Here is a 19798-nt window from a genome sequence, read left to right on the forward strand (position 1 = left end):
TTTATAAGGCCTGAGAGGAACAATCCTGCTCACGAGTCATCAACAAAAAAGCCTTCCGGTCCGGAAGGCTTTTTTGTTGATGACTATGCTGCCACCTTAATTTTCTGTTTTACAGGTTTCGGTTCTTTTAACTTAATGATATGAAGCTTATCCAGTGTCCAGATCATCGGCCATGTTGGGTCTACCTCCCACCATTTTACACCGAAGTTAACCCGGTTAGGTAATTTGTGGTGATTGTTCTGGAAGAGTTCTCCCCCCGTCAGGAAATCGAAGAAAAGCGAGTTTCTTGATTTATCATTATTATCAAAGTTCTGGTAGCCATACTTGTGGCCGCTCCAGTTTACAATAGCTCCGTGTACCGGACCCATCAGGAAATGGATCGGAAGCAAAAGGAACATCCACCACTGAGTGGCAAACGCAATATAAAACAGGACATAAAACACTCCCCAGCCAATTCTGGAGTAGTAAGAATCGCCAATCTTCTCTATTGCTTTCCAAACCGGGTAGTCGCCATCAAAGCGACGTTCCGGCTCCACACGGTGATTCAAAACATTGTTATAAATTTCTTTAGTCTTCCACATCATCGTAAACGCATTGTTAGAGAAATGCGGTGAATGCGGGTCACGCTCCGTGTCAGAAAACGCGTGGTGCATGCGGTGTAAGATGGCGTAAGCACGCGGCGATAAAAATGAAGACCCCTGCGCTATATAAGTTAACAGGTAAAATGCCTTTTCCCAAAAAGGGTTCATGGTGAACATCTTGTGGGCTGCATAGCGGTGCAGGTAAAAGGTCTGTACAAAAAGCGACAGGTACCAGTGCACCACAAAAAAGATAAGAATAGCCATTAATTTAGAATATTGATGATACTGTTTTAGTTACGATAGTGCAGTGTACAGGCCATAATCATGCCACGTACGGTACAAAGCTACAACACGAATTTTAAGTAAAATAGAGAAGCCGGTGTAAAAGTTCAGGAAATGATAAAAATCATTTTTTGCAGGGGATAAATACCCGCTTCTGTACATGTGTTTTCTTAGCTCCTGAACGGTGCCCAGGCAGCGGATTCCGGAAGGGGAGCACTTACAGTTACAGGTGTTTTCAGGGTTGGATGCTCAAATACAAGTTGCCGGGCATGCAGGGCTATACTTTTGTCTGGTAAAGGCTGAGGGGCACCATATTTAAGATCTCCTAGTATCGTACACTTCATAGATGCCAACTGTACCCGGATCTGGTGAGGGCGGCCTGTAATGGGATTTACTCCTAAAAGGTGTTTGCCTCCCGCCACATTGATTAGTTTGTAATGCAGCTCTGAACGCAAACCTGCAGGGTTTTCTTTGCTATAAGCTTTTGTTACGTTGCGGGAGCTATCCTTTACCAGCCAGTGTACCAGCGTGCCTTGTTCTGTTTTAGGCCTGTTCGATACGATTGCCCAGTAAGTCTTCTGTGTTTTCTTGCTCCTGAAGAGTTCGTTTAGCCGGGTAAGTGCTTTTGAGGTTTTTGCCAGCAGAACCACACCACTCACAGGCCTGTCCAGGCGATGGACAACGCCCATGAACACATTGCCGGGCTTGTTGTATTTCTCCCTGATGTACTCTTTGGCCAGGTCAGCTAAGGTTATGTCTCCTGTTTCATCGCCGTGCACCAATAAACCGGCGGGTTTATTAACCACCAGCACATGGTTGTCTTCAAAAAGTACCTCTAAAGCCATAGCCTTTTAATTGGAGGGGTAGGGGTTGAGGAGCAGAACAGGTTTTTTTGCTGCTCCTTGGTCCCAGGTTAATCAATAAGCTTCTTTCTCGTTCGGGAAATCATGACTCTTCACGTCTTTCACATAATGCTGCACGGCATCCGTCATAATGGAATGCAGGTCGGCGTAGCGACGTAGAAAGCGGGGCTTGAACTCTTTGTTGATCCCCAGCATATCATGTACAACTAATACCTGCCCGTCAACGTCAGGGCCTGCCCCAATACCGATAATGGGTATTTCTAAAGATTCGGCAACGCGTTTCGCCAAAGCAGAAGGTATTTTTTCCAGCACAATGGCAAAACATCCAAGCTCCTGTAGCAGCTGTGCATCTTCCAATAATTTTTGTGCCTCAGCTTCTTCTTTTGCACGTACTGTGTAAGTGCCAAATTTATATATGGATTGTGGTGTAAGACCCAGGTGGCCCATCACCGGTACGCCTGCACTAAGTATGCGGGTAATGGATTCTTTTATTTCGGCACCGCCCTCCAGTTTTACACCATGCCCTCCAGACTCTTTCATGATTCGAATAGCAGAGCGCAACGCTTCGGAAGAGTTGCCCTGGTACGAGCCAAAAGGCATGTCAACTACAACGAAAGCTCTGTTTACACCTCTTACAACAGAAGAAGCGTGGTATATCATTTGGTCCAGGGTAATGGGTAAGGTCGTTTCATGACCAGCCATAACATTGGAGGCAGAATCACCGACTAAAATAACATCCACCCCGGCAGCATCCAGAATCGTGGCCATTGAAAAGTCGTAGGCCGTGAGCATAGATATCTTCTCGCCCCGCTCTTTCATATTCTGCAGCTGGTGCGTGGTTACCTTTTTTACGTCGCTTTTATGAACTGACATAGTAGAAGCAATGGTTAAAATGTAAAGCTATAAAATCTTTAAACAAAAACAGCCACATTTAGGTGTGGCTGCTTCTTTAGTAGTTGTTTCTGGCTGAGCGGTTTTTGGTAAGCCGCAGGTCCTGTAGCAACGAGGACTTAGCATTTATTGTAATGTTGTAGCCCTGTGCAAATCCGTAAGGGATCCAGCCGATGCTCATCTCCCAGCAATGCAGGTCGCGGTAAATCTGCAGCCTTGCGTTTGCTATGTTATTGTTTGCAAAGTCGTAGGAGGCGAAGTATGTAATCTTCCAGTTTTCTGTCAGATTCAGGGAGCCATCCAGGCCAAGGGTTTGAGTTAGGGTGTTATCGGCATTCGCACCAAACCTTTTATAATAGCCAATGGTGTAGTCAAGGCTAAGGGTCCACGGAATTTTGAAGTCCACATAATCAGGCATCAACGGGTCCATGTCTGGTTGCAGCGATGGCAGGTTAGACGGTGTTCTGGTTGGTGTCCTTCGGGCTTCCGGGTTAAAGCTGGCACTCACCGAGAAGTTGGCGTTTGTTAAGTTAGCCAGCTTTAGTTTTTTAAAATCAAAAACATATTCATCTACTTGCCTGCCCAGAGAATCACGCTTATAAGGCTCAAAAGTAGAAGTAAAGTTGACATTGAATATCTTGAACAGATTCGTGTTCATCGACATGTTGATCGGTGACAATTTGAGTGAATCAGCTGCAAAGTTATAAGCTGAGGTAAGGCTAAGGTTATCGATAAGTCTTATCTTCTCAAATTTTTGATCTGTAGAATCGTTCTTTGACCTCACCTTCATCTCCAGGTTATTTTGGATGTTGAAGGAAAGTTGGTTCTGGAGTCCAATTCCAGGTGCGTTGTTTAACCTGGGCAGCAGCCTGTATGGGTCCTGACCAGGGCCAGGGAAGGACGTTGTCTGTACGCGTTGGTAAAAGCCGAAGCTTTCACGGCCAAAATCAGGGCGGTAGCTATACCCCAGGCTGGGGCGAATAAGATGACGGATTGCCTGAATACGCTTGCCTTCTTTAAAGTAAACTGTTCCGTAGATGGTTGTGCTGAGTGAGGCGCCGGCACTATACTCATATACTCTGCCAAAATTTGTAGTGTCTACTGCTATTTTCTGTGAATCCGGGTCAAACCGGAAAGAGTACTTTTCATCCGACCAGGTTTCCCGGTAGTTAACAGAAGGGGAGAAGTTAAAATATCGAAGTAGTTTATAGCTACCCAGGTTTAACTGCAGATTATGGTTGGCAGTGCGTTGCCCGTTCTCCCATAGTCTGTTAAAGTCACTCAGGCTGATAGTGTCTGCATCTCCTCTCTGCCCAATAACAGGTACCCCCTGGAAGCTTTCCCCGGCAGGTCTGGTTACATTAGAAATCCTGCTTTGTGCTGTTACATTGTATCCCAAGGTAAACTGTTCGTACCAGCGGCCTGTCGGAAGATCGTTGGTCAGTATCTCGAAAAAGCTGATCGGGGTCATCGAGAAGTTCAGGTCTGGCAGTACAAAATTATAAACGCCGCCTATACTCTGGCTTTGTGATAATTTGGCCGTGTAGCTGAATGGGGTGTTCTCGATATTTTTCTGGTAAGATATATTCGAGTTGAACGTTGGCGACAGATACTGAGAAGGACTGTTATAGTTAAGGCGCTGATGCCCGTTGCTACCCGCATTTACACTGGCAGAAAAACGTCCCTGCCCTGGCTTAGGGGTAGGCGTATGCGACCAGTTTATCCAGATAGTGCGCTGAGTTGGTGGTAGTGCAGAAATAAAATTATCCGATGTGCTTCGTGATCTTTCCACATCTGCCTCATCATTTTTGAAATACTGATACTGCAACCCAAGATTACCACTGTAGGCATAGCGCTTGCGGTAAGTATTATCCATTCTGATATTATATCCTCCCAAAGAATATACATCACCAGTCAGGCGGGTGCCGATATAATCGTTCCAGGCAAAGTAGTAACCGCCGTTGCTCAGGTAAAAACCCTGGGCGCGAGATTCTCCAAAGCTAGGCACAATAACACCTGATGCCCTGTTATTCTGGCGCGGTGTCGGGAAAAGGCCGAACAGAAACCCGATAGGAGTAGGTATATCGCCAATCACTAAGTTAAAAGGCCCCGTCATCACTTTGTCGTTCGGGATACCTTTCATTTTGCTGGCTCCAATATAAAAGTGAGGGTGCTCCAGGTTACAGGTAGTGTATTGTGCGTGCAAACCGAAGAACTCGTTATCCTGATTCTTTTTTACGACCTCGGCATGTATATAACCCTCTCCCTGTTGCGTTACAACCTCGGAGATACGTCCTTTTTTGGTCTTATAATTATAAGCAATGCGTTTAGCAGCATAAGTTTCGCTACCTTGTGTGAAAAGGGGAGTTCCTGTTTCTTTGCCTGTAGAGTCGGGGAGCGTGGTAGCGGTTAAGGTATTGGTTTCGTAGTTGATCTGGATATAGGCAGCCTCCAGGGACATGGTGCCATAGTTGATCTTGGCGTCACCGTAGAGGTTTACTACTTTGTTGCCTACTTCAAAAAGTATAGAGTCTCTGGCAGAGTATTTGATTGTGGTCTCGATGTCTCCTTGCGGTGCAGCAAGCTGAACAGAGTCCTGCTTAACGGTAGTGGCTGTGTCCTGGGACAGAGGGACAGCCTTTAGCACGCGTTGCCCTACTACTGCCAGGGGAGAAAGTATAGCGAACTGCAACAGCAGTAAAAATGTCAAAATGTAGCGCAACTTCTTCAGACTTCCCTAAAGTTTTATTTATTTTGTACAAAGTTATTGTTTTAGCTTTTAACTAACGAACGTTGTGAGAAATATTGTTACTGTTTCATTCCTGGCTATCGTTTTCTTGCTTTGCTCATCCAACAAGTTAGAATTCAGAAAAGATTATAAAGTTCGCACTGTCGTTATTGATGCCGGCCACGGTGGTAAAGACGTTGGTTGTAACGGAAAGTTCTCGCAGGAGGCAGATGTGGCATTAAAACTGGCTTTACAGGTAGGAGGCATGATCGAGAAGAGCCTGCCTGATGTAAAGGTGATCTATACCCGTAAAGACGATAACTTTGTGGAGCTGGTAGACCGCGCCGGTATAGCCAATAAGAACAACGCTGACCTGTTTATTTCCATCCACCTGAACTCAGGCCCATCCGCAGCGTACGGTACAGAAACCTATACGATGGGTTTGCATACTTCAGAGGGTAATTTAAGAGTGGCCAAACGGGAGAACTCAGTTATTCTTCACGAAGACAATTATAAGGAGAACTATGATGGCTTTGATCCGAATTCTCCACAGAGCCATATACTGTTTGCTTTACATCAAAGCGCCTACCTGGATAACAGCCTGCGCTTCGCTGATAAGATAGAGAAAGAGTTTCGCCATAAGGTGGGTCGCCACAGCCGCGGCGTAAAACAAGCTGGTTTCTTGGTGCTCTGGAAGTCTTACATGCCAAGTGTGCTCATTGAGTGCGGTTTCCTCACAAACCCTACCGAAGAAAAATTCCTTAACGATAAGTCCGGCCAATCGTATATGGCATCAGGAATATATCGTGCCTTCAAAGAGTACAAGCAAGAACTGGAGGCAATGAACTAAATGCATTAAGAAACACCCCTACGTGAATATATCCAAAGAAGTAAAAGTTGCGCTGCTCGGAGTAGTGGCAATAGTTATCCTGTATTTCGGGTTTATGTTCCTGAAGGGATCGGACCTTTTCTCTGATTCCAAAACATATTTTGTAGTTTATGATGATGTGGATGGTCTAACTCCATCAAACCCTGTTATACTGAATGGTGTGCAGGTCGGATCGGTGCAGAAGATGCGGCTGATGACAGAAAAGAACAACAAGATATTGGTTCAGATTGAAGTACAGGAAGATCTAAATGTAGGCGATTCTACCATAGCGGCACTGGGTAACTCCGACTTATTGGGCAGTAAGGCGATCACACTTTACCTGGGTAACAGTACAAAATTATTTGAGGGAGGAGAAACGCTGATACCCTTCAAGGAAAGCAGTATCGCCCAGTTGATCTCTACTAAAACAGTACCTGTGATCGATAAAGTAGATACAACTCTTGCCCGTGTAAACAGGCTGCTTGATAGTGAGGCCAAACAAAACCTGCAATCCATACTTGCTAATACAAAGGCAACAACTGATGCGCTGAATCAGATATTGCAGGCAAATCAAAAGAACATCAATTCGATCACGTCTAATATGAGTGCCCTGACAGCATCTTTGCGTCAAACGGAAAGGCAGATTAACCAGCTTGCCCGAAACATGACGGAAATCACGGACACGCTGAAACAGGCGAAGTTTAACCAGCTAGTTGCCAATGCCAATGATGCAATGCAGGAGCTGGAAGCTGCTGCTACCAAACTTAACTCAAGTGAGGGTTCTATCGGCAAGCTTATGAACGATGAGCAGCTTTACGAAAATCTGAACCGCTCAACTCAGGCGCTCGACCTGCTGCTACGCGATATACAGGCATACCCGAAACGCTATGTGAGTTTTTCTGTGTTTGGCCGCAAAGACAAGTATAAAGTAGATGAAACAGGACGTGTAATAACCTTGGATGAGGTGAAAGAGATGCAACAGAAGCATCCGGAAGAGTTTCGAACTGTTCCGGACACAGTTTATGTGCCTGTGCCAGATACTATTAAAGCTCTTAATTCGGCGACCAAGTCTAATGGAGTAAAATCTAAAAAGCCATAAAGTAAATATTGTATATTTGTAAAATCCGCTTTTATAAGCGGATTTTGCATTATATGTCTACCCATATTCATTAAAATACCCTGCATGGATATCGAATTCAATAAGAACGAAGACGCACTGAAACAGCTGATATACCAGCTAAATAATAAGCTACAGAAAGTACACCTTGGTGGTGGCGAGAAGCGGATCCAAAAGGAGCATGACAAAGGAAAGTTAACTGCCCGGGAGCGTGTAGATTACCTGGTGGACGAGGGCTCCGAATTTCTGGAAATTGCTGCTTTTGCCGGAGACGGGATGTACCAGGAAGTAGGTGGCTGCCCTAGTGGAGGTGTAGTGACAGGTATCGGTTATATAAAAGGACGCCAGTGTATAATCGTGGCCAATGATGCTACCGTAAAGGCCGGTGCCTGGTTTCCGATAACTGCTAAAAAGAACCTGCGTGCACAGGAAATAGCTATCGAGAACAAGTTGCCAATCGTGTACCTGGTTGATAGCGCCGGCGTATTCCTGCCGATGCAGGATGAGATTTTCCCTGATAAGGAGCACTTCGGACGCATGTTCCGGAACAATGCGGTAATGAGCTCTATGGGTATCGTGCAGATTGCGGCGATCATGGGCAGCTGCGTGGCTGGCGGCGCCTACCTGCCAATCATGAGCGACGAAGCATTGATCGTTGAAGGCACAGGGTCTGTTTTCCTGGCCGGATCGTATTTAGTAAAGTCTGCTGTTGGTGAAACAATAGATAATGAAACCCTTGGTGGCGCTACCACACATAGCGAGATCTCAGGTGTAACCGATTATAAGTGCAAAGACGATAAGGAGTGCCTGGACCACATCCGCAACATCTTTGACAAAATGGGTGATTATAATAAAGCAGGGTTCAGCCGTGTAGAGCCTGCAGCGCCTAAACTGGATGAAAAAGAAATCTATGGGTTAATGCCTGCTGACAGGGTAAAACCATACGACATGATGGACATCATTCTGCGCATGGTGGATAACTCTGAATTTGAGCCCTATAAAGAACATTATGGCCAAACGCTGATTTGCGGCCTTGCCAGAATAGATGGTTGGGCCGTGGGTATAGTAGCCAACCAGCGCAAGATCGTGAAGAGCAAAAAAGGCGAGATGCAAATGGGTGGCGTAATTTACTCTGACTCTGCTGACAAAGCAGCCCGCTTTATCATGAACTGCAATCAAAAGAAGATACCGTTGGTGTTTCTGCAGGATGTTTCCGGATTTATGGTTGGCAGCAAAGCAGAGCACGGAGGTATTATTAAGGATGGTGCCAAAATGGTAAATGCCATGGCCAACTCTGTTGTGCCTAAGTTTACCATACTGCTCGGAAACAGTTATGGTGCCGGTAACTATGCCATGTGCGGTAAAGCTTATGACCCACGACTTATCTTTGCCTGGCCAACAGCGCAATTAGCAGTAATGAGTGGAGCTTCAGCAGCTAAAACGCTGCTTCAGATACAAGTATCGTCTCTTAAGGCTAAAGGAGAAGTGATTACTCCGGAGGCAGAGCAGGAATTGCTGGAACGTATCACAGCAAAGTATAACGAAGAGTTATCTCCATACTATGCTGCTGCCCGTTTGTGGGTGGATGGCATTATTGACCCTCTGGAAACACGGAAAGTTATCTCTATGGGGATTGAGGCTGCTAACCATGCCCCAATCGAGAAAGCCTATAATGTAGGTGTTATCCAAACGTGATTTGATGGATTGAAAATTATGAACCAGAAATTAGAAACTGTTTTGGGCTTTAAGCTTGTTAAGTTTTAATCACTACATTTCTGATTTTTAGTTTTGCATTTCTAATTGATACTATACGTGACAAAGAACGAAATAAAGGCGCTCATCTCTCTTTTAGATGATAACGATCATGAGGTGGCGTCGCATGTGGAGAAGCAGATAGTGGGTTTGGGAACGGGTGTCATTCCTTACCTTGAAGAGGAGTGGGAAGAAACGCTTAACCCGGACCTTCAGAAAAAGATTGAAGACCTGATCCACGACCTGCAGTTTGAAGGCTTGTCGGCTAGAATCAGGGAGTGGAAAGAAAATGGTGCACAGGACCTCCTGGAGGGAATGTACCTGGTTAATTCTTACCTGTATCCGGATATAGAGTTTGCTGATATTTCAAAAACAATAGATCAGCTTTACTTTGATGCCTGGACGCACATGAAAGAGGAGATGCACCCGTATGATCAGGTAAAAGCATTGAATAACGTGCTGTTCCGAGAAAAGCGTTTTTCAGCTAATACAAAAAATTTCCATTCGCCGGCAAATTCTATGTTGCACCTGGTGCTGGAAACAAAACGCGGCAATCCGCTTACCCTGTGTGTCATTTACATGACGCTGGCACAACGCCTCGGGATGCCCGTTTTTGGTGTTAACCTGCCAAACCTTTTTATATTAACTTACAAACAGGAGGGCATTCAATTCTATATAAATGTGTACAACAAAGGGTTGATCCTGTCTAAAGCTGATATTGATAATTACATCCTGCAGCTTAACCTGAACCCAATTGATATCTTTTACGAGCCTTGCTCTAACCTGGAAATTGTGAAGCGCGCGCTCCGCAACCTGGCTTTCTCTTTTGAGAAGATGAATGATCCGGAGAAAGCAACAGAAGTGACAAAGCTGTTAGCCATCATTACGGACGAAGACCCTGTTGTTTAGGGCACAGCCCACTAACAGGCATCTATAAACAATGAAGCCGCCCTGCTAGCAGGGCGGCTTCATTGTTTATAGATATATATTCTGGATTAATATTTCTTGATCAAACAACCCGTGGCACGTTTATCTTGTGCGGTTACGGCCTTGTTTGCCAACACTTCATCTATCACATTACGAAGGTAATAGTTCTTCACGCCGGTCTCTACCTGGGGGTTATCGTCAATGGCACCTTTATACTTTAAAATAAAGCTGTCGCCGGTATTGTGTAGCACAAAAACCTCCGGGGTTTTAGTGGCGCCAAACTGGGTGCTAATCTTTTGCCCACTATCGGCCAGGTAAGGGAAGCTGTAGTTCTTTTGAGTTAGCTCCTGTAAAGTTTCTGCACCATCGCTTACGCCAGGGTTAATAAATACAAACTGTACGCCTTTACTGGCATAAGTACTGGCAAGTGTTACCAAACGGTTCTCGTACAGTTTAGCATATGGGCACTGATTGTTAGTAAAAACCAGCACTACGGTTTTAGCGTTGGCAAAGTCGTTTAGCGAAACCGTTTGGTTATTAGCTCCTTTCAGCGAGAAGTTGCCCACTTTATCACCTAACTGGTAGCCACTACCCGTTTGTGCAAAAACTCCTACTGTAAGCAGACAGGCTGCGGCAAAAATTGCTAAATATTTCATATCGGTTCAGTTTGCTCGTTTAAGTTGTTTTGTTGTCGTAGCAATAAGTCAGTACGTGATTCTGAATTTCTTCGTGATGAATCTCATACAATTTATCAAAAAATCCGATCTTTATCTGCCCTTGCATCATTTGGTTTTCAGAAGGGGGGATAATGATCAGGTTATCCTTAAAAATAAGCTTCTTACGGCTATACAACTTATACAACGTTTCTTTGGCGCTCCAGTAAAGGCAGGTTCTGTTCTCGTTGCTTGCTGTATACGTTTTTTCAGCCTCACTCAGGAACTTGTCTGCAACCCGCAGCGCCTTTTGCGATACAAGTTCAATATCTATGCCAACCTCATATTTATCTGAAAGAATAACAGCTGCCAGCTGTGGCGAATGAGAAATAGAAATATGAAAGGGCGCATTGCTAAAGTATGGCCTGCCATGCTCATTCCGTTCCAGGATAGGCGGAGAGTTGGTAGAGTTGGTAAAATATTGAAGTAAACTGTAAGCCAGTACCCGGCTTGCCAGCCACTCCCGCTCCCGCCTCGGATGCACATGGGCCATACTTGCAGCCTCCATGTGGGCAGGTAAAAGCTTTTTAAGTGTTTCTGTAGTCTCTTCAGTTTGCCAGATACCGATAATAGTATGAGCGTTTAACAGTGATGTTTGTAAAAGCGGCATAGGCAATAAAGAAAGCTTGTACAGGTTTAATAAGTATGAACACTTCTGATTCGCCTTAATTGTTGTAAATTTAGCTAAAAATTAAGTTACAAAAGCATCGTGGCACCATGGCCGGCAAAGTACAAGTACAAAAAGTAGCAACCCTTACCGGTCACCGGGACTGTGTGTATACCCTGGAAAGGTCAGGAAAAGAAAACATCTTTTTCTCTGCAGCCGGAGATGGCATGGTGGCCGCCTGGGACCTGGAGCAGCCTGAGAACGGCGAACTGATAGCCCAGGTGAGTAATTCAGTTTATGCGCTGCGCTATATACCGGAGCGTAACCTGCTTCTTATCGGCCATAACCAGGAGGGGGTGCAGGTGATAGACCTGAACAATAACAAAATACTTACCTCTGTTGCACTCCCTAAAACTGCCATATTTGATATCGTGTATGTAGCCGGACAACAAAAGGCTTATGTTGCCATGGGCGGTGGGGCTATCAGTGTTTTGGGTGGAGAGAATTTAGAGCTGCAAACCATTATTCGCAAATCTGACCAAAGTGCACGCTGCCTGGCTTACAACAAATTCAGTAATGAACTGGCTGCCGGTTACAGCGATCATATGATCCGTGTTTTTGATGCCGCTACAATGGCTGTAAAGTATGAATTAAAGTCGCATACTAATTCAGTGTTTTGTTTGGCCTACTCACCGGACGGGAAGCTACTGCTGAGCGGCGGCAGGGATGCGCACCTGCGTGTCTGGGATGTGGAGCAGGCGTATAAGGAACGTGGTTACCTGATCGCGCACATGTACACGATCAACCACATTACCTACAGCCCCAACGGGCAATATTTTGCGACCTGCAGCATGGATAAATCTATCAAGTTATGGGATGCCAATACTTTTAAATTGCTGAAAGTGATAGATAAAGTGCGTAATGCCAGCCATGGTACTTCGGTAAATAAATTATTTTGGTCAGCTCACAAGAATCAGTTAGTTTCGTGTAGTGATGACCGCACCATTTCGGTTTGGGACATAAATTTAGGTTGAGTTATGAAGATTACACCATTAGAAATCAGGCAAAAAACGTTTGAAAAGGCATTCAGAGGGTTAGACAAGGATGAGGTTAACGCTTTTTTGCTGACCCTTTCACAGCAGTGGGAAAAGCTGCTGGATGAGAATAAGGATCTGCGTATGAAACTTGATGCTTCGCACCGCGAAACACAGAAGCTGCGTGAGGTGGAGTCATCGCTTTACAAAACCCTGAAAACAGCCGAAGATACTGGGCACAGTATCCTGGAGCAAGCTAATAAGTCTGCAGAATTAAAGTCTCGGGAGGCTGAATTGCATGCAAACGAGTTGCTGAACCAGGCCCGTGGGCAGGCACGCCAGATGTTGGAAGAAGCAAAGAAGGAAGCCGATAAAGTAGTGGCAGAAATGCAGCAGGAAGTTAAAACCCTGGAGCAGGATTATCAGCTAATGGAAGGCTATCTGGACACAATGGTAAGGGATCTGAAGAACCTTGCTAATGAAGCGTTGGAGCGTGCTGAGAAAACCAAATCAAAACCAAAATCAGGAACACAGAGTATTCTTTCAAGAGCAGCTGGCGTAAAAGTTGAAAACGCTGAGCTATTAAAAAGCCTGAAAGAAATGGAAGCAACTAATAACCATACCTATAAATTAACGGAGTCTACAGCCGAAAACGCTCCTATAGCAATCCACAACGGTTACAGCAGTGGCCCGATTGGAGATCCGGCACCGGATGTGACACAGCCCAATGAAGTACCTACTCCAACTACGCCTGTGCCGAATGTGCCTTCTCCGGAAGTAGAGCCTGTAGAGCCTGATTATCCGGGGCGTGTACCTGCTCCTGAAATAGAGCAGCCGATACCGGACGTGCAACCTGTAACACCTGACAAGCCAGAGATACAGCCTCCGCTTACTGAACCGTCACGTAATAGTTATGCTACAAACGGCGCAACAGTAAAGCCAAGTTCAGGGTCTTTCTTCGACGAAATAGGGTAGCCGCAGCCATGGGACAAATTGCGCTGGAAGGCATGGAGTTCTTTGCCTTCCATGGCTATTATGACGAAGAGCAGAAAATAGGCAACAAGTATGGCATTGACCTGGTGATAGATACAGACCTTCGCCGAGCTGCTGAAAGTGATGACCTACACGAAACGGTAAACTATGAAGTGCTTTATAAACTGGTGCTGGAAGAGATGAAGATCCCTGCCAGGCTGTTGGAGCACCTCGGGCATCGCATTATCGATAAAGTGTATGACCGGTTTCCGTTTGTGCAGTCTGTAAAAGTGAATGTTTACAAATTTAATCCGCCGCTTGGAGGAATTTGTAAGTGGGCAAAGGTAAGTTTAGAAGAGGCGAGATAGATTTATAATTAAGAGGGAAGCTTGGGTTTACACTAACTTCAGCAAGTCGGCAGCAGCGGCAAAAGCAGACTTCTGGCCCTCTTTGACCTGCTCAGCTATACCTGGCAGCTGTTCTTTTATCTGTTGGTGACTATAAAAATGGTCTTCCAGGCCTTGCCTGATCGCCTCATACATCCACTGCAGATTCTGGTCACGGCGCTTCTTTTCAAAATAACCGTTCTTTTGGGTTAGCTGTAAATACTCTGCAATGGTTTGCCAGATGGTATCCAGTCCTGTGCCTTTCAGAGCCGAGCAGATACTAACTTTAGGCATCCAGCCAGAGGCGGCTAATGGGTAGAGGTGCAATGCATTCTGGTACTCGACCCTGGCACTTCTGGCCTTTTGTATATTCTGCTCATCGGCTTTGGTAATGGCAATGGCATCAGCCATCTCCATAATACCCCGTTTTATGCCCTGTAGTTCGTCGCCGGCACCGGCCAGCATCAGTAGCAGGAAAAAGTCTACCATGCCATGTACAGCAGTCTCCGACTGCCCCACACCTACAGTCTCCACCACAATGGCGTCAAAGCCAGCGGCCTCACAAAGTATGATGCTTTCGCGGGTGCTGCGGGTTACTCCACCCAATGATTTTCCTGCCGGTGAGGGCCTGATAAAAGCCTGTGGGTTAATAGAAAGCGACTCCATCCGGGTCTTGTCACCCAAAATGCTGCCTCCGGTCCGCTGGCTGGTAGGGTCAATAGCTAATACGGCCAACTTTTTGCCTTCCTCCTTTATCAGGTGGTTTCCGAATGCTTCAATAAATGTACTCTTACCCACACCGGGTACCCCTGTTATACCTATGCGGATAGAATTGCCAGCCTGTGGAAGCACTCCGTTTATAACCTGTTGCGCCAACTCCTGATCAGACTGCAGCTTACTCTCGACCAGCGTAATAGCACGACTCAGCATTACGCGGTCTCCTGCTAAAATGCCTTGTACATAGGTTTCGGTGCTGTAACGTTTCGCCAAGATGCTTCTGGATTTTAAATATTAAATAATGCCTTCTACAAATTTAGAATTTCTAAGCTTGATGCAATGCCTGATTCTTGAACTATAGATATGTATTTTTTTAATAAACGAATAAGTTTTCATCAACATAAAAATTAAGAAAAAATAGTCAGAACTTGTAGCCTCAAGCGGCGACTTTATAACTCCTTTAGGGTTAGTATTTTGGTTGAGATGCTTTCCTTTTTTTATCAGTAGTCATTTAATTTACATTATTCAATTTCCAAACACTTCTACCTTTTATGAAAAGATTCTTGATGCTAGCTGCTGTTGTTTTTGCAGCACAGACAGCTGCACTAGCGCAAATCGAATTCAACAGTTTCTCGGTTACAGGCCGGGGCGGTGTCATGAACACTTTTGTTCATGATTACCAGGCCATCGGGGTCAATCCTGCCAATATTGGTCGCAGCACTTCGATTGTAGCATTTACTATTGGCGAGGGTGGTGTTGGAGCCAGCTCGCAGGCACTCACCCGGAAAACCCTGAACAGTTTTATGGATGCAGCTCAGAACGAAGAGCTGACCATTGAAGCCAGACGTGATCTTGCCAAAGCTTTCACAAGCAATAACGTGCTTAATGCCGGTGCAGATGTGAATACCTTCGCTGTTTCAGTTAACCTGCCCAAGATCGGGGGCTTTGCCTTTAGTAACCGCCAGCGTGTGCTCAGCCACGTTGCCTTTAATAAGAACTTTGCCGAACTGGTTTTCCTGGGGCAGGACGCGCAGCTTTACCAGGATTTTGCACCTGGCCAGACAGTATATGTTTCTGAGTTATTTGATGGCACAGAACTGAAGGCTTCCTGGTTAAATGAGTGGAACATTTCGTATGGCCGGAAAATAATCGACCTTCCCGCATTAAACATTTATGGTGGCGCCGGCTATCGTTACATCCAGGGCATGGCTCTGTATGAGTTCAGTGCAAAATCGTCGGGAGAAGTAAAGGCGTACAGTGCTGCTTCACCTATTCTGGATATCGACTATGAGCGCTACCTGGTTAATCCACAATTCAGCTACAAAGATGCTGACGGACTTCTGAGCCCTGTTGGCCGTGGGCATGGCTTTGATGTAGGCTTATCTGCTGAGATCGTTAAAATTGTGAAAGTAGGTGTTTCGGTAACAGACATTGGCCAGATGAAGTGGACGGACAACCTGCTGGAGGCAAAAGATAATGGTTTTAAACTGCCGGAGTATGATGGTACCGAAGAATATGATTTCGATAATGCAGCAGACATGGTGAAAACCATCATAGATAGCGCACTTGTGTTTGCACCTGTAAATGAGATCACAACACAACTACCAACTCGTTTCAGAGCAGGTGTAGGTGTTAAGCTTGGGAACAAAGTTGAAGTAGGCCTTGATTACGTACACGCTTTAAATGATGCACCAGGTAATATTTCTGATGATTTTGTAGGCTTAGGCATAGATATAAGCCCTATACGTTTTGTGCGTTTGAGTACGGGCGTATCAACTGGTGCCGGTGATAAATTGAACCTGCCCATTGGCTTTGCCTTTGTAACTCCAGTGTATGAGTTTGGCGTGAGTACCCGCGATATAACTGCGCCTTTCTCTGCCAATAACCCGGGAGGTTCTTTTGCCATGGCTTTCCTGCGTTTTAAGATCGGAAAACCGCAGATACTTTAATTTGCCAGCACCGGGTATTTTTGAACAGTATCCTGTGCAGGTATAAAAGCAGAAGGTCCGGCCTATACTTAGGCCGGACCTTCTGCTTTTATACTTAAGATGCCTTATCTGGCAGACATATTTTGTTTGGAATCTATTTGTTGAAAATTAGGTAAACCAAGATCGCTTTTCTGCTTACCCAGATGGAAGCCATTGTCCACAAAGTCACAGGCAGTACCTTTTACATTTGGCTTGTTGATCACGCCAAGGTAGTAATTATCCTTTCGGGCCATGTAGATCCTGCCATCCGGGCCCAACTGTAAAGCGCCTATTTTCGGGCTGCCTGATATACCTGCCACCACAGCTGATTTTGCTATTGCATCCGGACTTCCGGCCCTCATGTCAAATTGAACTACCTGCCCTTTTCCGGATTTTTTATCATAAGTAGTGCCATATAACTTGCTGCCATCCGGTGAGAACACAACTCCGTAGGCTTCGGCATATCCTTTTAATAATATAGGGTCAGACACCTTACCAGTTGATCTGTCAAATTTCAGGATCTCAAAATTGCTGTCATCGTTCCAGAGGGCTGCTGCCAGTCTGGTGCCATCAGGGGAGGGTACTAAGTAACCAATTGCCTTTCGGTTTGGTCCGCCATGCACCGTGCCCACCATACTCATTACAGGTTTAGTGGCTACGCCTTCAGAGTTTACCAGAAAAGCCATGTAGCCATTGCTGTTCCAGCGGTGTGCCAGCACCCACCAATCACGGCCATTGCTGTGCTGAACCGCAGTGAGTTTCTCTGTGGCAGGGGCAATCATAAAATTGTTCTTGAAAACCAGGTCACCGTTGCCGCCATCCTTGCTCATATCCACAATGCTGTAACGCAACCCGTCTGACTGAGCCTGTATATCGGTGGTAAAGATATAGTAGATGTTGCTGCTGCCTGGCTTGGGGAGTATTAGGGCCGATTGTGTAGATGATTTGCCTCCCATCAGGCCATTGCCATTTGGCATTACCTTGTGGTTGCGGTTCCAGACGGTTATCCCATTGGTATAAAGAAGCAAATTGCCATCCTTATCAGAAAGCGAGGCGCTACCTTCTTCGGTAAAAAGCCTGCTGGAGGTGGCAATAGCCGAATCACCTGAAAAAATGATTCCTGCTCCCTTACCGAAATACCAATTATTTTTTTCGCCCTGCGCAAACACGGTCATGCTGGTGAAGGCAAGTATGGCTGCGGCTGCTAAGTGTTTAAATCCTTTCATAACTATCGAATAAACGTCTGTTGATAGCAGAAAGTACAAATGCAGTGCCAAGCTTTAACTTTTTACCTTACTTCTGATGTGTGGCCGCTTCCTGTTCTGTTAACTTGTACAGGGCAGGGTATTCTGAAAGTAATTTTAGAAGTACACCATTCGTCCAGCCAAAGCCATCCTGGTTCGGGTATTCTCCTCCGCCAGCCTTTAGGGTAAGGTCTTCCACGTTATACTTCTCCATGAGTTTACCCGTGGCCTGGTACACATCTTCATTCAATAGCACCCACTTTTTGGCAACAGTGTTTGCCTGCTCCTCAAATCCATAGTTACGCAATGCCTGAATTGTCATCCATTGCAGGGGAGCCCATCCGTTTGGTGCATCCCATTGCTGGCCCGTGTGGTTAAGCGTTGTTACTACACCTCCGGGGCGCAAAAAGTCCGCCATGATTTTCCGTGCCACTGCTTCAGCAGGTTTCCGCTTCACCATACTAAAATAAAGCGGGTAAACAGCAGCAAGTGTAGGAATGTTGGTAGTAGACCTTTTTACAAAATTATAATCATAGAAGAAGTCATCCTTATCATTCCAGTTGTACTTTAGCACTGCATTTCTTCGTGCCCAGGCTAATTTTTCATACTTACGTGCCTCAGCGCTGTTTCCGGCTAAAACGGCCATCTCCTGCAGGGTCAGTTCCATGTGATAGAGGAGTGAGTTCAGGTCTACGGGTATCAGCTGAGTAGTTTGAATTGTGCTTAGGTTATTGCCATCGGCAAACCAGCGACTACTAAAGTCCCAGCCAGACTCAGCGGCAGCTCTGATGTCGCGGTAGATCTCCTCCGGGTTTCTTCCTGAGCTTTCTGCCAACTCTACATCCTCTATAAATGATTCGGGCCGTGGCTCGGGGTTGTCGTCCCAGTAGCGGTTCATAATGCTGCCATCGGGCAAGCGCACTACCCGGCGGTGCGTAGGGTTGGCCGCTGAAAGACTCTCTGCACCTTCCATCCAGAACTCATATTCTTTTTGCAGGGCGGGAGCGTACTTTACTAATACATCCCTCCCTTTTTGCTGTGCCAGCACCCGTAGCATAAGAGCGTAGAAAGGTGGCTGGGAACGGCTGAGGTAGTACGTGCGGTTTCCGTTTGGTATGTGGCCAAACGTATCAATGAGGTGTGTGAAATTATCAACCATGCTCTGGATCAGCTCTGTTTCTTCGCTGGCCTGTAAACCAAGCATCGTAAAAAAGCTATCCCAGTAATAGATCTCTCTAAAGCGGCCTCCCGGAACAATGTACTTATTTGGCAGCGGAATAAGTGAACCTCCATCTACACCTGAATGGCGTGTAAGTATAGGCCAAAGCCGCTCAATATGCTCTGTTACAGAGTGGCTGGAGTCTGTGGTGAATCCGGTGGCAGGCATGGGCGGAAGCGCAAAGCGTTCCAGCACAAAGCTTTTCAGATTGAAGTCAGATAATTGCTTTTGCTGCTCGTATTCATACTTTATCTGTTTAGGATCAAGGAGTGGCACACAATCTGGAAACGTCTTGGAATCCTTAAAAATGTGCTGCAGTTGTACGTGCTCAAACAGCTCTCCCAGATCTCTTTCCGGCCGGTATAATTGCTGCGCCTGAGCAGGCTGCATAATAAAGGTGAGGGGTAAAAGTAGCAGGAGGTATAGTTTTAAAGTACAATTAATAAATTTCATACTCCGTTATTTTTTGAATGTGAGTGATTGACTACTCATACGCGTTTACGAAGTAAAGCGACAAGTATACTATTCCTCCGGGTACTGCACAAATGAAACTTGTCCCATTGCGTCTTTTTCGTATTTGGCTACAGCAAATTCTTTAAATTGTGAATTATAGTTCGTCTTACCGGGGTACACTTCGGTAGGTGCCGGCTTACCTTTTAAGAAGAAAAACACTTTGGTGTTACCGTACTTGGTGTGCGGCATATAGTTTCCATACTGCTTCATCTCCTGCCAAAGTGTATCGGCCACTGTTACAGCATAAATCCTAATTACAGGGCCGGTATTATTCTCGTTGCGATACATGGCCACTTCTTTAAAATCACCTTTTAAGTCATCGGTGCCAGGAATCGTCAAAGCATCATACACGAACCAGGCAATTAGTGCAATGGAGAGGGCGATGAGGATGTGTTTTACTTTCATGAGCAGTTAATT

Annotated in this window: 18 protein-coding genes; 8 read left to right on the forward strand and 10 right to left on the reverse strand. The window is 45.6% G+C overall.

Annotated elements, in window-relative coordinates; genetic code table 11:
* Window positions 1–83: 83 nt before the first annotated feature.
* From ACSX1A_RS20625 to ACSX1A_RS20640, 4 genes are all read right to left on the reverse strand, one after another.
* Window positions 84–845, reverse strand: a complete 762-nt coding sequence (locus ACSX1A_RS20625; protein ID WP_439881522.1) for an acyl-CoA desaturase — start codon at window positions 843–845, stop codon at window positions 84–86.
* A gap of 188 nt (window positions 846–1033) precedes the next feature.
* Window positions 1034–1708 (reverse strand): RluA family pseudouridine synthase, encoded by a 675-nt coding sequence (locus tag ACSX1A_RS20630; protein WP_439881523.1) that lies wholly within the window; start codon window positions 1706–1708, stop codon window positions 1034–1036.
* 72 nt (window positions 1709–1780) lie between these two features.
* Window positions 1781–2599 carry a 3-methyl-2-oxobutanoate hydroxymethyltransferase gene (gene panB / locus ACSX1A_RS20635; RefSeq protein WP_439881524.1) on the reverse strand — a complete coding sequence of 273 codons (819 nt, stop codon included), beginning with the start codon at window positions 2597–2599 and terminating at the stop codon, window positions 1781–1783.
* A gap of 76 nt (window positions 2600–2675) precedes the next feature.
* Window positions 2676–5327, reverse strand: a complete 2652-nt coding sequence (locus tag ACSX1A_RS20640) for a putative LPS assembly protein LptD (RefSeq protein ID WP_439881525.1) — start codon at window positions 5325–5327, stop codon at window positions 2676–2678.
* 85 nt (window positions 5328–5412) lie between these two features.
* On the opposite strand from ACSX1A_RS20640, the gene ACSX1A_RS20645 reads away from it, so the two are divergent.
* The 4 genes from ACSX1A_RS20645 (at window position 5413) to ACSX1A_RS20660 (ending at window position 9991) form a co-directional block, all read left to right on the forward strand.
* Window positions 5413–6195: an N-acetylmuramoyl-L-alanine amidase family protein gene (locus tag ACSX1A_RS20645; protein ID WP_439881526.1), complete on the forward strand. Its 783-nt coding sequence runs from the start codon at window positions 5413–5415 to the stop codon at window positions 6193–6195.
* A gap of 22 nt (window positions 6196–6217) precedes the next feature.
* Window positions 6218–7312: an MlaD family protein gene (locus tag ACSX1A_RS20650; RefSeq protein WP_439881527.1), complete on the forward strand. Its 1095-nt coding sequence runs from the start codon at window positions 6218–6220 to the stop codon at window positions 7310–7312.
* Between the two features lie 84 nt (window positions 7313–7396).
* Entirely contained in the window at window positions 7397–9025 is a 1629-nt protein-coding gene (locus tag ACSX1A_RS20655; protein WP_439881528.1) for an acyl-CoA carboxylase subunit beta, read from the forward strand.
* Window positions 9026–9142: 117 nt separating this feature from the next.
* Window positions 9143–9991, forward strand: a complete 849-nt coding sequence (locus ACSX1A_RS20660) for a transglutaminase-like domain-containing protein (RefSeq protein ID WP_439881529.1) — start codon at window positions 9143–9145, stop codon at window positions 9989–9991.
* Window positions 9992–10077: 86 nt separating this feature from the next.
* Here the strand turns inward: ACSX1A_RS20660 and ACSX1A_RS20665 are convergent, their stop codons facing one another.
* Entirely contained in the window at window positions 10078–10665 is a 588-nt protein-coding gene (locus ACSX1A_RS20665; RefSeq protein WP_439881530.1) for a thioredoxin family protein, read from the reverse strand.
* Between the two features lie 19 nt (window positions 10666–10684).
* Window positions 10685–11332: a 4'-phosphopantetheinyl transferase superfamily protein gene (locus tag ACSX1A_RS20670; protein ID WP_439881531.1), complete on the reverse strand. Its 648-nt coding sequence runs from the start codon at window positions 11330–11332 to the stop codon at window positions 10685–10687.
* Between the two features lie 107 nt (window positions 11333–11439).
* Here ACSX1A_RS20670 and ACSX1A_RS20675 point away from each other — a divergent pair, with 107 nt between their 5' ends.
* The 3 genes from ACSX1A_RS20675 to folB are packed head-to-tail and all read left to right on the forward strand — an operon-like array spanning window position 11440 to window position 13703.
* Window positions 11440–12363 carry a WD40 repeat domain-containing protein gene (locus ACSX1A_RS20675; protein ID WP_439881532.1) on the forward strand — a complete coding sequence of 308 codons (924 nt, stop codon included), beginning with the start codon at window positions 11440–11442 and terminating at the stop codon, window positions 12361–12363.
* 3 nt (window positions 12364–12366) lie between these two features.
* The gene (locus tag ACSX1A_RS20680) at window positions 12367–13338 is read left to right on the forward strand and encodes a DivIVA domain-containing protein (RefSeq protein ID WP_439881533.1); all 972 of its coding nucleotides are present in this window, start codon (window positions 12367–12369) and stop codon (window positions 13336–13338) included.
* 8 nt (window positions 13339–13346) lie between these two features.
* The gene (gene folB / locus ACSX1A_RS20685; protein WP_439881534.1) at window positions 13347–13703 is read left to right on the forward strand and encodes a dihydroneopterin aldolase; all 357 of its coding nucleotides are present in this window, start codon (window positions 13347–13349) and stop codon (window positions 13701–13703) included.
* A 27-nt stretch (window positions 13704–13730) separates the two neighbouring features.
* Here the strand turns inward: folB and meaB are convergent, their stop codons facing one another.
* On the reverse strand, window positions 13731–14711 hold the full coding sequence (gene meaB / locus ACSX1A_RS20690; protein WP_439881535.1) for a methylmalonyl Co-A mutase-associated GTPase MeaB: 981 nt from the start codon (window positions 14709–14711) through the stop codon (window positions 13731–13733).
* Window positions 14712–14989: 278 nt separating this feature from the next.
* Here meaB and ACSX1A_RS20695 point away from each other — a divergent pair, with 278 nt between their 5' ends.
* On the forward strand, window positions 14990–16387 hold the full coding sequence (locus ACSX1A_RS20695; protein ID WP_439881536.1) for a DUF5723 family protein: 1398 nt from the start codon (window positions 14990–14992) through the stop codon (window positions 16385–16387).
* 104 nt (window positions 16388–16491) lie between these two features.
* Here the strand turns inward: ACSX1A_RS20695 and ACSX1A_RS20700 are convergent, their stop codons facing one another.
* The 3 genes from ACSX1A_RS20700 to ACSX1A_RS20710 all read right to left on the reverse strand — a co-directional run bounded on the left by ACSX1A_RS20700 (window position 16492) and on the right by ACSX1A_RS20710 (window position 19786).
* Window positions 16492–17631 (reverse strand): hypothetical protein, encoded by a 1140-nt coding sequence (locus tag ACSX1A_RS20700; protein ID WP_439881537.1) that lies wholly within the window; start codon window positions 17629–17631, stop codon window positions 16492–16494.
* A 67-nt stretch (window positions 17632–17698) separates the two neighbouring features.
* Window positions 17699–19321 carry an alpha,alpha-trehalase TreF gene (treF, locus tag ACSX1A_RS20705; RefSeq protein ID WP_439881538.1) on the reverse strand — a complete coding sequence of 541 codons (1623 nt, stop codon included), beginning with the start codon at window positions 19319–19321 and terminating at the stop codon, window positions 17699–17701.
* A 69-nt stretch (window positions 19322–19390) separates the two neighbouring features.
* Complete coding sequence (locus ACSX1A_RS20710) at window positions 19391–19786, reverse strand: hypothetical protein (RefSeq protein ID WP_439881539.1); 396 nt, start codon at window positions 19784–19786, stop codon at window positions 19391–19393.
* Window positions 19787–19798 lie beyond the last annotated feature (12 nt).

This window comes from Pontibacter sp. MBLB2868 (genome assembly GCF_051904785.1).
GTDB lineage: Bacteria > Bacteroidota > Bacteroidia > Cytophagales > Hymenobacteraceae > Pontibacter.